Below are 16,616 nucleotides of genomic sequence, written 5' to 3'. Positions count from 1 at the left end.
ACGGACTATTTCCATTTGCTCTGCTTTAGATTAGGGCAGAATATATTCCAAAGAAAAATCCCGAACTCGCAAGTCCGGGATTTTCTTCTAACCACTATTTACTAACCTAAATCTAATTCTATGAAAAAACTTCTCTGTTTTGTACATTACAAATGTAGGGTAGAAGTGTGCTAAATGGTTTAAACAAAAGTTAATGAAACTTAAAAGTGTTGGGGAATTTGTATTTCACCCTTTTCCCTGTCGGGATTTTCCCTAGGAGGGAAAAAATTAAAGGGATGAGTTCTATTTGAAAGTTCTCTCCTACTAGGAGAAATGACGACGGCCAGAGAGGTGCTTATTTCAACAATTAGAATATCCAAAGTAATTTTTATTTACCGTTTTTCTCTTTTGAAAATAGGATCATCGTCATTGCGTTTAAATTGACTCATAATTTTTTCAAGTACTTTTTTAATATCACTTAGCTCTTCATTTTTAATTCTTAGGACTGTGATTCCCATATCCTGTATAATCTCATCCCGATTTTGATCTTTTGCTTTCTGAAAATCATGAATTTTACCATCTAATTCAATAGCAAGTTGTTCATCTTTGCAATAAAAATCAGGTATAAAGAAAAAGTATTCTTCGTTATTCGAATCATAAACAATTGCATGTTGTCTCAGAAATTTTCGTCCTTTTAATTGACGTCTTCTAACATGTCTCCACAGGACTTGTTCCGAAGGTGTAGCTTCTTTTCTAAGCTTTTGCTTAAATTCTTTGATATCTGAGTACTTCATGTAGAAAGAAGTTTAGTTTCAAGATTTTCATTTACAATTAATCAACTCTCTAATTTTGTAAGTCTAGTTTTTCCCTTTTTATCCCCAAGTATTGATTTGTATAATTACTATTATACAGTCTGTATGTTTCCAGATGAGTGTTTCCCTATTAGGGAAACTGTCGATAGACTAAAGGGTGAAATAAATGAAACAATTTCTTTAGCTGTTGCCGAAATAAAGTTCAATCCATCTACTCCTTCGAATTCCTCAAAAAAGACTGCACATATCGTAGTTCCGAATAGCTGTAATCATTTCCCAATGCTTCTTTTACTGGGTTTAAACTATCGGTACCATGCTTTTTAAATTGCTCTTTAATTTTTTTGATTTTCTTTTTTTCCACAAAGTCTTTTAAATCGAGCATGCCCAGGCCAACGTAGTGTGCCAGGTGCGATTCTATTGTGGTTTGTGACAAGTTGCGTAGAGCTGCAATTTCCCGAACGTTTTTACCATCGGAATACATATCGTAGCTCACCTCCTTGGTGTTGGGTTTCTTGGGTTTTACCTCATGCTCTGGTGTAAAATTAAGCATGCCCAATCCTTTTTCTTGCCTGTATTCCATTACCAGCTTAATTACCTCGCCACCATATCGTTCAATTTTCTTTTTCCCAAATCCTTTTACCGCTTTTAGCTGGTCGGCCGAACATGGCAACATGTTGGCAATATCAACTAAACTGCGTTGCGAGGCAATCATATATGCAGGAGCATTTATATTTTCTGAGAGCTCTTTTCTCCAGCTTTTCAACTTGCGAAGCAAAGTAGGATGTTCCACATTTTCATCCACCACATCGCGTTTTCGTTTGGCTCTAAAACGAACTTTTTCCAAATGTGCCTTGGCCCTGGTATCCAAATAAGGGTCAAGCTTAAACCCTTTGACGCATGCTTTTACACAGCTAAGTTTTACGTGAGAAAGCTCGTGTAATTGCTTCAAGTAGTCATTAATCACTTTTTCAATGGCTTGATTATCGGTTTCAAACGAATGATCGTTTAAGATGGAAATTAGATGCTGATCGAGCTTATCTGTAAAATACTTGCAGCCATTTTTGATTCTTTCCTGTGCTTCCTTGTTGTCATCCAATTTTTCATCGCCAAAGCAATACCTTTTTAAACTTGGAATAAACTTATCGGCAACGCTTAAAATTTCGGTCTGGAAGGCATCGAAACCAGCTTTGATTTTCTCAGGCAGATTGCCCTGGAATGCTTTCAGGTTATCTTGCAGTTGCTTGTTGATGTTTCGATAAACTCTGTACAGATCGGAGTAGGTAAACAGTTCTTCCAATAGCTGAAACTGGAAACTTCTTTTGGCAATTTCCAATTGTTCTTCTCTTGGCGGATTTTTCTCGATGTATTGGGTGAACTGAGATACAGAACGATCGCAAATGATACCGCTTTCGCTTAATTTCGATTTTAGTACCAATCCTTCCAAAGTTTTGCACCTACTCAGAGCTACATAAACCTGACCATGAGCAAAAGCTGCATTGGCATCGATAATTGCCTTGTCGAAAGTCAAGCCCTGGCTTTTGTGAATGGTAATGGCCCAAGCCAATTTCAGTGGATATTGGGTAAACTGACCAACCACATCTTCCTGAATCTCTTTCGATTCCTGGTTGATGCTGTATTTAATGCTTTGCCATTCTTCAGGATGTACCTCAATTTCGGAATGATCGTCTTCACATTTTACCAGTATGGCATCTTCTTCGAATCCGGTAACGGTACCAATTTTACCGTTGAAATATAGTTTTTCGGGCGAGCTATCGTTTTTTACAAACATTACCTGGGCTCCTACCTTCAATTTCAAATCTTCATCGGTAGGATAGGAGTATTCGGGAAACTGTCCATCAATTGTGGCGCCGAAAGATTCTGTTTTGCTTTTAAGCTTCTCCAGTTGTTCTTCGTTTATTTTTTGAGCTCGCGCATTGTGTGTAGTCAATGTAATGTAGCCATCCTTATTTTTTGGATTAAAATCAGGCAAATATCTTTTTTCCAACTCCTTGAATGAGGCCTGAGAAAGATGATTGTTCCTGATTTCATTTAAGATTTGAATGAAATCCTGATCTTTTTGGCGATAAACATGTTTTAATTCGATACTAATGTGTTGTGAGGAACGAAAAGCGCGACTGCTAAAGAAAAATGCGGTATCGTAATGCTGGCTGAGCAAACTCCACTCTTCATTTTTTACTACAGGAGGAAGCTGTTGCAAATCTCCAATCATGAGTACCTGCACGCCACCAAAAGGTAGATTTCGATTCTTGAATTTTCTCAGCACTTCATCAATTCCATCCAGCAAATCGGCACGAACCATACTTATCTCATCAATGATGAGAAGATCCAAAGATTTAATCAGGTTGATTTTCTCTTTGCGGTATTTGCGCACCGAAGCTTCGCTTGCATTGGGTTTTTCATTCAGGATTTGACCAGGGAGAATGGGGCCAAATGGCAGCTGAAAAAAGGAATGTATGGTAACACCACCTGCATTAATGGCCGCCACACCCGTTGGAGCAACCACCACCATTCGCTTAGGCAATTCAGCCTTAAGTTGTTTCAGAAATGTTGTTTTGCCTGTACCGGCTTTTCCTGTCAGAAAAATTGTGGTATTCGTATTTCTAACGAATTTATGCGCAAGTTCGAGTTGTGAATTGGATTCCATTTTGTTCAAATCAATATCAGATATTAAAAGTACAAAATGTTTATGATTAACCTGTTTTTATATGGAATTATTGAGTTCTTTTGACTCAGTTGCGCGAGTTATCAGTGATGGAGTAGTGCACATAGCAAGTATATCCTAAAAAATTATCTTGCCTTTTGGTTAAGGGAAAGTTTTGAGATGTTGTATTCTTCTTTAAGGTTTTAAGTTGAACATGTATGTGAAGTTCTTTTACTTTCTGATCGGTTTCTTTTAAATTGATATTCGAAATGATCCAGGGATATGAAATATCTAAAGCTTGAGAAAATATTTTGTATTCATTCATGTCCGAGATTTTTTAAATCGAACCCTGAATCAATACTCAGGGTTCGAACTTAGGTTAATATGAATAGATCTAAAAAGCGTATTTAAAGTGCAGAAGAAATCTTGTGCTGTTTACAACATCAGAGTCTCCAACCTTGCCGTCGGCCTGAGTTGTTCCGTAGGCAGCACCCGTGTGAATAATTTCTCCACCAATCTTCATTTTACCAGCCAGGAATTCAATTCTTGGCGCTAGCTGATACAGATAGTCTATGTTTGAGCCGCGGCTGTATAGGCCAACGAACTTATCTCCATTTTTAGCCAAATCATCATCAGCTCCCAGGTTTGCGCTGTAACCGGCGTTGAAACCATAGCGTACATTTCCTGTTGTTGTGAAAATATCAGAAGTCAAATTCCAGGTCTTAATATTTGTGTACTCATAATCGCCATTCGACTTTACATTTTTCACTCCATAGCCACCAATCATGGTGAAGTTGTACATGTTTTGTCCGTAGATACTCTGGATGTTCCACTTAAACTTTTTGCCTGTGATACCCAACCAATAGTTCATGTAGTAGCTGCCCAGTTTCTCATTGGTTTTAACTCCGACAGAATTAACCGTTAAAGGCATAATGGTTCGGTAACCCAAAGTAAGTCCTGTAGAAACTGCATTTGATAATTTGGTTTCGAAACGAGAACTGATCTCAGGAATACTTGACTGCTGAGCGTACTTCACATTTGCACCTTCAGGTCCTGTACTTTTAAAGTCCATCTCGGAAAGCAGTGCAAAGCTTAATTTGCTCTTGTTAAATTTTCTGGTGTATCTCAACTGAGGTGCACGATTCAACAATCCAAAAGGAACACCTGCTCCCCAGTGCAATACTCTTGGGAAAGCCGACTCTATAAACATTGGGTGCCAGTACTTACCTGCTAGCAGCTGGTCTTTGTCCCAGTCAAGCTTGATGAAAGCATGACGCAGGCGCAGTAATCCACTTTTGTCGTTCGAGGTTCCTACAAAGTCACCTTCAATAACAGCGGTTCCTTTTGCTCCGAAAGCTTCAAATCCACTTACCGTTGCATTCAAACGAGACTGAATGGTCGTCATAAAGAATTCCGATCGATCGTTTAAATCATTGCCTTCCAAATCTAAAGATTCAGGTGCAGGATAAAGTAGGATTGCTCCCTCTCTGGCATTAACGGTTTTGCGTGTATCGAAGTAGGTTTCAGCGGCTACAAAGCCTTTAATTTTAACGTTCACTTTTTCCTGTGCCTTTGCAAGAGATCCAAAACAGATCAATAGTGCAGGAAGTAAAAATTTAAGTGTTTTCATTTTTGTACAGATTTAGTTTGTTAGGTTTTATTGATGTTCTAGTTTCACTTTGGCCTGAGACTTTTTGTAAGCCACGAATAAGAATGCTCCTAGACTTGCAAGGGCTGTGAAAATCCCCAATGGGTAAGCCATGCTTTGTGAGATTCCAAATCCTTCAGGAGCAATTAGAATATAGGTTGTGATAACTGCAGTCATAAAAGTGGCAGGCAAAGAGATGAACCAGTGGCTTCTACCTTTGTGTACCATATACATGGCAGCTGTCCATAGTACTACGGTTGCCAAGGTTTGGTTTGCCCATCCAAAGTATCTCCAGATAATGGCAAAGTTTACCTGGGTAAGTAGGAAACCTACTGCGAACAATGGCAGGGTAATTAACAGGCGTTTACCAAGTGATTTCTGAGAGAAATTCAAAGAGTCTGCAATGGTCAAACGAGCACTTCTAAAGGCAGTATCGCCAGAAGTGATAGGAGCAGCAACAACACCGAAAACAGCTAGCAAACCACCAATTTTACCAAGCAGGCTATTACAGATTTCATTAACTACCCAGGCTGCATTGTGTCCAGGTTGCGACATGGTTTCTCCCAATTCGCGGATACCACCAAAGAATGTCATGGCAGCAGCTGCCCAAATCATGGCAACAATACCTTCTGCAATCATGGTTCCATAAAATATTTTTCTTCCCTGCTTTTCATTGGTCATACAACGAGCCATAAGAGGCGATTGTGTTGAGTGGAATCCTGATATGGCACCACAAGCAATGGTAATGAACAGAAGAGGATAGATTGGATATTTACCTGGAGAGGCGTGAAAGTTCATGATGTTTGATGGAACCAATTCCGGAATTTGATAACCTCCGAAAATTAAAGCTCCGGCAATTCCGAATGCCATAATTAAAAGACACAAACCAAAGATTGGGTAAATCTTACCAATCAGCTTGTCAATAGGAATCATGGTAGCTAACAGGTAGTACAGGAAGATAGCACCCACAAGTATAGAAACATTGAATCCTGTTAATCCATTAAGGATACTGGCAGGCCCTTTGATAAAAACAACGCCAACCAACACCAAAAGCACAACCGAAAATACTCGCATGAAGTTTTTAAAGGCTGGGCCTAAATATTTTCCTACTACTTCGGGAATACTGGCACCTCCATGGCGAACAGAAAGCATTCCTGAAAAATAATCGTGGACAGCACCGGCGAAAATACAGCCAATAACGATCCAAATAAAGGCAACAGGGCCCCATAATGCACCGGCAATTGCTCCAAAAATTGGACCTAGACCGGCAATATTTAAGAATTGAATCAGGAAGATCTTCTTCCAGTTCATTGGTACAAAGTCAACCCCATCTTCTTTCGAAATGGCAGGTGTAGTTTTTTCTGAATCAGCTCCAAACTTGCGTTCTACGAATTTTCCGTAAACCACATATCCAAGAATCAGAGCGGCAATACAAATAAAAAAGGTTACCATAGTAATTTTGTTTTGTATGAGTACTAAATTTTACTTCTACAAAACAAGTGGAAACGATTGCGGAGGGGAAGGGTAGTTTTGCGCAAATTGCGCCAAAATACCCTCACAAGTGTATGAGGGTAAATACGTATAAATGGGTTGTAAGTGCTATAAAATCAGCCCTTTGTACTGTTGTTTGGAATGAATTTAATTAGAAGGCTGTAATTGTCAGGTTTTGAGCTTAAATCTCAATAATATTGTTTTTAACGGCGTACATTACCATGGCTATGGAGTTGGCACAATTGGTTTTACTCAGCAAATTGGCTCTGTGTCGTTCCACGGTTCTAATGCTAATGTAAAGGGTATCTGCAATTTTGTTATTGCTGTATCCTTTGCAGATTAGTTGAAGAACTTCCAGTTCGCGATCGGTAAAGTGAACCACCTCAGAAGGGTTCTTTTGTTGTTTGCGTTTGTTGAGGATTCCCACCAGTAGTTCTTGTGAGAAGTAACTTCCTCCTGCTCCAACCATATTAATAGCCGTGGACAATTCATCAACATCGGAGTTTTTAAGCAGAAAACCTTTTACCCCTGCTTCTACCATTTTGTCGTAGTATTGTTCCTCTCCATGCATCGACAGAACAATAATATTAAGGTTCGGATTCTCTCTGAGAGCATGTATGGTAGCATCAATACCATTCATCTTTGGCATATTGATGTCCATTAGAACAATATCAGTTGTGGTAAGCTTTAGCAAATCCAAAAACTCCTGTCCATTTTCGGCTTCCCCAACCACATGAATTCCTTCCATATCATCAAGCAAAAAACGCAATCCTTTACGGAAAATTTTGTGATCGTCAACGATGATTATTTTTTGTTCGTTCATGTTAGAAATTTTAAAGGTTTACATTTACAACAGCCATCATTCCGCCTGATTCAGCGCTACTCTGAATGCTATGAGATCCATTTAGCGATCGAATTCTACTTAAAATGTTATAGAGTCCCATGCCAGAACTTTCGTAGTTGAGTTCGTCCGGGTCGAATCCTTTTCCGTCGTCAATATATATTAAATTCAGCAAATTGTTCTCCCGCGAGAGTTTGATCTGAATATGATCGGCATCGGCATGCTTAATGGTGTTATTGATTAGCTCTGTTACAACCCTGTAAATCACAACTTCCACTTGCTGGTTCATTCTCGACTCCAAATTCTTGGTATCGAAGGAGATGTTGATGCTTTTTGAAAGATTGATTTTGTTGATGAATGAGTTGATGGCATTCACCAATCCAAAGTCGTTTAAGATATGAGGACTTAAATTGTTTGAGATTTCCTTGATATTTACAAGGGTTTCACTCACAATATCTCTTGAAGCAGTAATCATCTGTTCATTTTTTGGACTTAAATCGGCCTTTCCAAGTGCTGAAAGATACAGGTTTATGCTGGAAAGAAGTGGCCCAATGGAATCGTGCAGATCCGTAGCAAATCGTTTTCTTTCGTTCTCCTCGGTTTCAATAACGGCATTCAAAACCTTGCGTTCGGTTTCCTGCCTGATACTGATATCGCTAACTACCGCCAGAATGAGTTTGCTATCCGACAGATCTATTAAACTGATGTGCACTTCAATGGGGAAAGTAGTATTGTCTTTCCTTTTTTGAATAGATTCTAATTTTACCGAAGGATTCTCGGTGTTCAGTTTGCTCCACATGGACTTCAGTTGTTTCAGCTTGTACTTGTTGTCCAGAAGTGTAACATTGGCACCAATGATTTCTTCGCGGCTGTACCCTGATAGCTTACAGGTAGAGAGGTTTGCATCCAAAATTTTTCCATCAAAATCAAGGATAATAATTTCATCGGCAGCTTGCTCTATTAAGGAGCGCCAGCGCTTTTCCGAGGCTCGTATCTTCTTTTCATCCTCTTTAATTTTAGCTTCTGCTTCTTTCCTTTGGGAAATATCGATGAGAGTTCCTACCAGGTTGATTGCTTTTTTATCCTGTGTAAAGTCAAGATTTTTGGCCTTTGCTTTCAGCCAAATCCATTCGTCTTTTTTCGATAATAATCTGAATTCAACATTAAAAAGGTCAATTTCTCCCAGGCTTAGCTTTTCTCTGTTCGAAATAAAATTTTCTAAATCGAAAGGGTGGATAAGATTTTCAACAAATTCAGGAGTGTTTTGCACCAAATCAGGATTGTAGCCTAGCTTTTCCCAGATATTTTTACTGATATAAGTGGTTTGCTCTACAAAATTGTGCTCCCAGACTCCATCAGAATTGGCATCAAGCATTCTCAGCAATCGATCACGACTGCTTTTTAGCCTTTTATTTCTTTCCAGAAGCCTGTTTTCGGTTCGCTTACGTTTTACTCTCAAATAAACTACAATCAGAACGATAAGTGTAAGAAAGGCAATAATGATATTGATACTGGACCTGTGTTTAGACAAAAAGCTTGGTGGTTGATTGATGATGGTACTATTTTTTGGAAGGTCGTTGACCATTATGCCAAAGCGTTTCATTTGCTGAAAGTCAAACATGAAACTGTTGTATCCTTCGGTAACCAAAGGAATGCTGTTGATGTCGGCGCCATTAACAACTTTTACAGCCAGTTCAGCTGCCAATTGTCCTTGTTTCACTCCACTGGTGAGCATACCCCCAACAATTCCCTCGTTAAAATAGAACTCCCAGGAGCTGTAGATGGGAAGATTAGTGGCTTTGCGGATAATCTCAATGTTTTCCTGGTAGGAGATGTAGTTGCCCTCCTGGTCCTTGGAGAAATTGATCAGTAAAATGATGTTGGAATCATCCAGCTTTTCAACCTTTCTTACCAAATCTTCTATGGATAGATTTTCCAGGAAGATCAAATTCACATCTGTTTTTAATTCAGGCCAAAAAGAAATGATATGGTTTCGGTTGATGATGGCAGATGTGGTAATGTTATCGTTGATTACCACCAGGTTTTTGGCTTTTGGATGAAGACGCAGGGCTTGTTCAACGGTTTGTTTAAAATCGATGAATTCTGTAACTCCCGTGATATTGGTCATTCCCTCGATGAGGCTATCTTCAAATTGATCGATGGAACAAAAGACTATAGGAATATCTTTAAAAAACTCTTTCTGATGGTCGCGGGTAAAATAAAGAGCATTGTTATCGGAGGCAATGACTGCATTGTATGGAATCCCCTTGTGTTTGAGTCGGTATAACTTTACAAACTCTTCAAGATACTCTTTGTCATATCTTCTTTTGGTATCCATGTACTCAAACTGAATCTCGATGTTTTCATGATGGTTGAGTACGGAAAGAATGCCTTTGGTGATATTATCGGTCCAATTCAATCCCTGATGGTAGGAGTGAAGTACCAGTATTTTTTTTCTTCTTGCCGAAGCATCGAGACAGGATATAATCAGGAATACCACCAGAAGAAGTAGGAAATACTTGTATTTACCCAGTAGTTTTCTCATTGCTTATCATTCTATTTCAACAATTTTATTTTTAACTGCATACATAACCAGTGAGGTAGAGTTTTTACAGCCAGTCTTACTCAGAAGATTGGCACGATGACGATCAACAGTTCTGTGGCTGATGAAAAGTTGTTCGGCAATCTCAGCATTACTAAAGCCATCACAAATCAACTTTAAAACTTCCAGTTCTCTGGTAGAGAGTTTAACCGCATCGGTTCTAAGTTTTTGTAATCTTTTTTGATCCAAAATATCTACAAGCAATTCTTGCGAAAAGTATGATTTTCCTGCGATTACAGCCTCTATGGCTGCAATTAATTCATCGGCATCAGAATTTTTTAACAGGAATCCTTTCACACCTGCGTCCAACATCTGATCGTAATATTCTTCTTCGCCATGCATTGAAAGAACAATTACTTTCAAATCCGGATATTTTTCCATTGCAATTCGAGTGGCATCTATACCATTCATCTCTGGCATATTGATATCCATTAAGGCAATATCGATTGTTTCATTCTCAGCCATTTCAAGAAACTCCTTTCCGTTTGAGGCTTCTCCAATAACAGTAATGTTTGGAATATTGCTTAATAAGAAACGCAATCCGCTTCTAAACATCTTGTGATCGTCAACAATTATTACCTTATTTTCTTCCATTTTGCAATTATAATTTAATTTCAATAATAGCCATCATTCCGCCACGTTCGGGATTACTTTTTATTTTATGAGTTCCATTTAATGATCGGATACGACTTAACACATTGTACAGTCCCATTCCACTCGAAGTTCCGGCATTTATTTTTTTAGAGTCAAAACCTATTCCATCATCAATGTAAATTAAGGACAAAAGCTTGCCTTCACGCGACAGGTTGATTTCTATATTTGTAGCCTTGGCATGTTTAATGGTGTTATTGATTAGCTCAGTTACTACTCTAAAAATAACAACTTCTATCTGGTGATTCAACCGTTCCTTCATATTTTCTGCATAAAAGCTGATATTTATGGCTTGCGAAACATTGATCTTATTGGTGAATGATTGAATTGCTTTTTCTAAGCCAAAATCATTTAAGATGTGTGGGCTCAGGTTGTTAGAGATCTCTTTAATACTTACCAGTGCTTCGTTTACGGCGTCTAAAGAAGCACTTATAATATTATCCTTATCATCTTGAGTTTTTACTTTTCCAAGTGAAGAAAGATACAGGTTAATACTTGATAACAAGGGACCAATGGAATCATGCAAATCGGTTGCAAAACGTTTCCTCTCGCTTTCTTCCGTATTGATAACAGCATTTAAAATTTTACGCTCAGTTTCTTGTCTAATGCTGATATCGGTACCAACAGACAGAATTAGTTTGCTATCCTGAAGTTCAATTAAACTCAGGTGAATTTCAACAGGAAAAGTACTGCCATCTTTACGACGTTGTACTGATTCAAATGAAACCGAAGGGTTTGATGTACTTAGTTTTTTTCGATAAGTATGAAGCTTGGAGCTGCTGTGAACGATATCAATTTCACTATAATTCAATTCTAATAATTGACTTTGTTTGTATCCAAGCCATTTGCATGCAGCAGAATTGGCATCTAATATCTGACCATCAATATTGTAAATCAGGATTTCATCAGAAGCTTGTTCAATTAATGAACGCCAACGTTTTTCTGATACTCTTAGCTTTTTCTCTTCCTCACGGATTTGCTCCTCAGCCACTTTACGTTGGTTGATATCAATTAGTGTTCCAACCATGTTTAATGGGCCTCCATTTTCAGAGTAATCTAGAATTTTGCCTTTTGCCTTGAACCACATCCATGTTTTATTCTGAGAACAAATTCTAAATTCGATAACAAACATTTCGCTTTTACCGGATCTGTTTTGTTTGTCTTTCTGTTTAATAATGATTAAATCTTCAGGATGAATTACTTTGCATAGCAATTCTCGAGTGTCTTTTTTTGTTACCGAAAGGTAGCCAAGTTTGTCCCAAATGGTTTTACTAATGAAAATTTCACCAGTTTTAAAATTGTGTTCCCATACACCATCCGAATTGGAATCGAGCATGTGAAGCAATCTATTTCTACTGCTTTTTAATTCCTCATTGGCATGCTCAAGGTTTTCGGTTCGTTCTTTTACCAGTTCCAGGAGGTTGTGGCGGTGATGTTCAAGTTCTTTGTTTTGTTTTATAATTTGTTCAGTTTGCAATTCAAGTTTTTCATTGGCAAAAATGATTTCTTTGGTACGAACCGCAACTCTTCTATCGAGTTCTTCATTAATTTTTTTCAATCTTCTTTCATTTCTTTCTCGTTTAATGGTAGTGTATCTAAGAATGAAAATAATCACCACAATAAAAATGGCAATAACAACAAGAGAGGTTCTATATTGCTTTATGATTGAAGGCGGTTGATTGCTGATAAAGCTATCCTTTGGTAGTTGTTTTGGAAGGATTTTAAATCGCTTCATCTGTTCAAAATCGAACTTGAATTGGTTGTATCCTTCCTTTACAAGAGGAATATCCGAAGCATTTGCACCATATAAAATTTTTAAGGCTGATTTTGCCGCTAGTTCTCCTTGTTTATAGCCACTGGTGATCATTCCACCAACAATACCTTCGTTAAAATAAAATTCCCAGCTACTGTATATTGGTAGGTTTGTGACTTCGCGTATAATTTCGATACTTTCCTGATAGGAGATATAATTTCCTTCCTTGTCGCGGCTAAAATTGATAAGGTATATGATGCTTTTTGGATCAAGGTTTTTTACATTTCGAATCAGTTCATCAATTGATAAATTTTCAAGAAAAACAAGTTTAGCATCGGTGTCAACCTCAGGCCAGATGTCTCTTACATTATTTCTGTTCAGAATCGCAGATCTGGTTTGGTTATCGTTGATCACCACCAATTGCTTGGTTTTTGGATGCAGTTGAAGCGCAATTTCGATGGTTTTCTTTGAGTCAATTTCTTCGGTAACCCCTGTAACCTGATCAAAACCACTAATTAAACCAGATGAAAATTGATCGACACCACAAAAAACAATTGGGATTTTATCAAAGTAATCCTGATAATAAGTCCGTACAAAATCGAGGGCATTGTTATCGCAAACTATAATAACATCGAATAGGTTTTTTTGATGTTTTAGATCGTAAAGTTTTGCAAACTCGGTCAAATATTCAGCCTCGGAATGCCTTTTTGTATCCATGTATTCAAAGATAATTTCAATGTCATCATCTTGATCAAGAACGGATAAAATTCCCTCACTGATATTATCGGTCCAATTTAATCCCTGGTGATAGGAGTGAAGTACTAGAACTTGTTTCTTTCTTGCAGCAGTTTCAAAACTGCAAAGCAATATACAAATGCATATTAGCAGAATCCCGATTGATATATTTTTAAAATACTTCATTCTTTTTATACAAAACAACACATCAAATTAATTGAATGTTTGGAAAGATACTAAGCTTAATGATGTTTTACAATGTTATAAAATACCCATTTTTTGATCCAGTTCAGGAAATGACTAATTCTAAAAAAATAAAAGGCTGACCCTTATTAAAGAATCAGCCTTTATATCTTATTATGAGTAATCAATTATTCATTACCAATTACTCATTATTAATTGAATTATAGTCCAAGAACTTTTACTCCTTGCTTGAACACTACATCTTTTGGTATACCAGCATTGTTCACTCGATCAAGATCTTTTTGTAAATCTTCACGAATAAAACCTCTTTCAGCAATCATTTGTTTCGCTAATTCGTAGTTACCATCACCCTGAACAATTAGGATTTGTCTTCCTAACTCGTTCATAGCAGCTTTCATTTTTTCGAAATCTACTTTGTAAGTTCCGGTTTCAGGATTTCTTGTGAAAGCACCTTGCTCTTCGAAGAAATAGAAACGCATCATGTTTGCTTTACCATGAGCACTTGCAGCACCAAAGCGAACCGAACGGAAGATACCAGCCATGAAAGTAACATAGTTATCCATTAGCTTGCTCTTGTCCATTTCGCCCCACTCAGCCATTTGAGTAATCATGTATAAACCTAAAATGTCAGCTTTACCTTCTTCGATAGAAGTGTAAGTATCTTTAAGAGCCTTACGCACGCTTACCTTATCTTTTAAAGTATAATTGATTCCTAAACCATGAGCTACTTCGTGAAACATTACATTTTCGAAGAATGCATCGAAAGTAACGTTCTTGCGCTGGCTTTCGTCAATCAATAAATCTGAAATAGGAAGTAAGATTTTGTCGAACTTCGCTTTCATTGCATTTTTCAACTGAAGCTTTCTACTACCTTTTGCAGCGTGTACACGAGGATCGTTTGGTAGGTTAATTGCGATGTTTTTGCTACCTGCATTACAATCACCAGCGTAATAAATTACATCGTAAGCATTCATGTCTGCATTTGCATTTGCTTTTTCAGCTTTGTATTCAGCAGGAACAGGAAGACCTTCTTGCAAGCGTGGCAATAATGAAGCAAACTTTGATAGTTTTTCACTCCAAACTTTGTCTTTAACCAAAATTTGGCCAGAGTGAGAAGCTTTGTATCCGTAAAGAGCATCTTCGTAGGTTTCGATAGGACCAACAACAAAATCGATAGTATTCGATTTCATATCCATCCAAGCCAAATCAGAAGCCAAATAGTCATCAGTTAAAAGAGCTTCAGCACGAAGTTCTAAGTATTTCTTCAAACCTGCATCTTCAGCCAATTCAGCAGCTTTTTTTAACAAGGCAGATGCTTTTTTGATTTCTTCTGGATATACTTCATGGTATGGAGCAACTCTTAATGTGCCATCTTCATCACGAACGATTTTAGTATACCAGTCAGTTTTCATTTCATCCTGGATCGCATCGAACTCTTCGGCAGTCATATCTTTCGGATAAAAGTTTGCACCTTTTGGCTTAGCATCAAATCCTTCCAGGAAAGGTTTGTTGTCATCTAATCTGTCCCAGGCACCATAGTTAATTTTTGAGTAAGCAACAGCAGCAGGATCAGTTAATTTAGAAAGGAATTCTGATTTGTCACCAATTGCATCTTTCCAGAACAATTCTTCCATGATATCAGCTACCTCAATTAAAATAGGAAGCATTTGTTTTTCCTTCTCTGTAAGAAGATTCAAATCAGTAGTTAGCTCGAATTCAGCATACTGATTTACCAACTTTTGAGTTGGAGAAACCACTACTTCTTTTTTTTCTTTTTGGTTACAAGCTACTAAACCAATAATTAGGCCTAACAACAAAGTAACAGATGCGAGTTTTTTCATTTTTGCAATGATATTAGTTAGAAAATGTTGTTTATGATATTTGAAATCAGGGTAAAAGTTGATTGATTATTTTTACCTTGCATGATCTTTCAAAACACTCAAAAGTACAAGCAAAGAATTGCATTATCAAGATTTATGCATGGAAAGCTAACAGTTTTGATTTTTTATAAACAACAAACAAAATAACCATGAATTTAAGATTCGTTTTATCGGCTTTACTGGCAGTAGCCTTAATATTGCCTGTAAGCGCAAAAAAGAAAAAAGAAGAAAAGAAATCTTACCAATTTACCATTGAAAAGCAGTTGGATGCTACCTCGGTAAAAGATCAGCACAGATCGGGAACTTGTTGGTCATTTGCAACTGTATCATTCATCGAATCGGAATTGTTGAGAATGGGCAAAGGGGAGTTTGACTTATCAGAAATGTTCATTGTGAACAGAAACTATCACCTTAGGGCAAAAGATTACGTTCGTTTCCATGGAAAGAAAAGCTTTTCTGCAGGAGCCGAAGGTTGGGATGCCATGAATGTGGTGAAAAAGTTTGGAATGATTCCGCAGGAAGCTTATTCAGGAAATACATTTGATGAAACTTTGCCTGTTCATGGAGAAATGGATGCAGTTTTAAAGGCTTATGTGGATGCTGTTGTGAAAAACAGAAACAAAAAATTGACTCCTGTTTGGATGAAGGGATTCGATGGAATTCTAGATGCTTACCTGGGAGAGATTCCGGAAACCTTCAGCTATAAAGGAAAGGAATACAGTCCAAAATCGTTTGGTGAAGAATTGGGTATTAACCCTGATGATTACATCACCATTACATCCTACAATCATCATCCTTTTTATGAATCATTCATTTTCGAAGGTCCGGATAACTGGTCACTGGGAGAGGTTTACAACCTGCCAATGGATGAAATGATGCAATGTGTTGATTATGCCATTGAAAATGGATATAGCATTGCCTGGGGGAGTGATGTAAGCGAGAAGGGATTTGCGTTTAGAAAAGGAGTTGCAGTTGTACCTGATACCGAAGTGAAGAATATGGCAGATTCAGAAATTTCGAAATGGCAAAACATGAGTCGCGATCAGAAAGCTGCTTATGGAACGGAATATCCTGTAAAAGAAAAAACAATAAGCCAGGAAATGCGACAATTGGCTTTCGATAACTACCAGTCAACCGAAGATCATTTGATGCATATGACGGGTACTGCAAAAGATCAGAACGGAACCAAGTATTATTTAATCAAGAACTCCTGGGGAACCGATTTGAATAATTACGAAGGATATTTTTATGCATCGAAAGCATTTGTGCAGTATAAAACTGTGGGGTTAATGATGCACAAGGATGCAATTCCTGTTGCAATCAGGACAAAGTTGGGTTTGTAAGAATTACGAATTTAT

Annotated in this window: 11 protein-coding genes; 1 reads left to right on the top strand and 10 read right to left on the bottom strand. The window is 37.7% G+C overall.

Annotated elements, in window-relative coordinates; all coding sequences use genetic code 11:
* Positions 1-371 precede the first annotated feature (371 nt).
* From NQ163_RS18910 to NQ163_RS18855, 10 genes are all read right to left on the bottom strand, one after another.
* Positions 372-773 (bottom strand): endonuclease domain-containing protein, encoded by a 402-nt coding sequence (locus NQ163_RS18910; RefSeq protein WP_268191888.1) that lies wholly within the window; start codon positions 771-773, stop codon positions 372-374.
* A 229-nt stretch (positions 774-1,002) separates the two neighbouring features.
* Positions 1,003-3,456, bottom strand: coding sequence for a helix-turn-helix domain-containing protein (locus NQ163_RS20765; protein ID WP_326493336.1), 2,454 nt, complete (start codon positions 3,454-3,456; stop codon positions 1,003-1,005).
* A gap of 85 nt (positions 3,457-3,541) precedes the next feature.
* Positions 3,542-3,778: a hypothetical protein gene (locus NQ163_RS18890; RefSeq protein ID WP_268191887.1), complete on the bottom strand. Its 237-nt coding sequence runs from the start codon at positions 3,776-3,778 to the stop codon at positions 3,542-3,544.
* A 69-nt stretch (positions 3,779-3,847) separates the two neighbouring features.
* Positions 3,848-5,083, bottom strand: a complete 1,236-nt coding sequence (locus tag NQ163_RS18885) for a hypothetical protein (protein WP_268191886.1) — start codon at positions 5,081-5,083, stop codon at positions 3,848-3,850.
* A 27-nt stretch (positions 5,084-5,110) separates the two neighbouring features.
* On the bottom strand, positions 5,111-6,553 hold the full coding sequence (locus NQ163_RS18880; RefSeq protein WP_120238195.1) for a carbon starvation CstA family protein: 1,443 nt from the start codon (positions 6,551-6,553) through the stop codon (positions 5,111-5,113).
* 220 nt (positions 6,554-6,773) lie between these two features.
* Entirely contained in the window at positions 6,774-7,415 is a 642-nt protein-coding gene (locus NQ163_RS18875; protein ID WP_120238196.1) for a response regulator transcription factor, read from the bottom strand.
* Positions 7,416-7,425: 10 nt separating this feature from the next.
* Positions 7,426-9,978: a sensor histidine kinase gene (locus tag NQ163_RS18870; RefSeq protein ID WP_268191885.1), complete on the bottom strand. Its 2,553-nt coding sequence runs from the start codon at positions 9,976-9,978 to the stop codon at positions 7,426-7,428.
* Between the two features lie 6 nt (positions 9,979-9,984).
* A complete protein-coding gene (locus tag NQ163_RS18865) occupies positions 9,985-10,629 on the bottom strand; it encodes a response regulator transcription factor (protein WP_120238198.1) in 645 nt (214 codons plus the stop codon).
* A 7-nt stretch (positions 10,630-10,636) separates the two neighbouring features.
* Complete coding sequence (locus NQ163_RS18860; RefSeq protein ID WP_268191884.1) at positions 10,637-13,360, bottom strand: sensor histidine kinase; 2,724 nt, start codon at positions 13,358-13,360, stop codon at positions 10,637-10,639.
* A gap of 218 nt (positions 13,361-13,578) precedes the next feature.
* Positions 13,579-15,219: a dipeptidyl-peptidase 3 family protein gene (locus NQ163_RS18855; RefSeq protein ID WP_268191883.1), complete on the bottom strand. Its 1,641-nt coding sequence runs from the start codon at positions 15,217-15,219 to the stop codon at positions 13,579-13,581.
* 188 nt (positions 15,220-15,407) lie between these two features.
* Here NQ163_RS18855 and NQ163_RS18850 point away from each other — a divergent pair, with 188 nt between their 5' ends.
* The gene (locus tag NQ163_RS18850) at positions 15,408-16,601 is read left to right on the top strand and encodes an aminopeptidase C (RefSeq protein ID WP_268191882.1); all 1,194 of its coding nucleotides are present in this window, start codon (positions 15,408-15,410) and stop codon (positions 16,599-16,601) included.
* The last annotated feature ends 15 nt before the right edge of the window (positions 16,602-16,616 follow it).

Source organism: Marinifilum sp. D737, from assembly GCF_026672275.1.
Classification (GTDB): Bacteria; Bacteroidota; Bacteroidia; order Bacteroidales; family Marinifilaceae; genus Marinifilum.
Note: the sequence above shows the minus strand (reverse complement) of the source record. Positions and strands in the feature narration are given on the sequence as shown.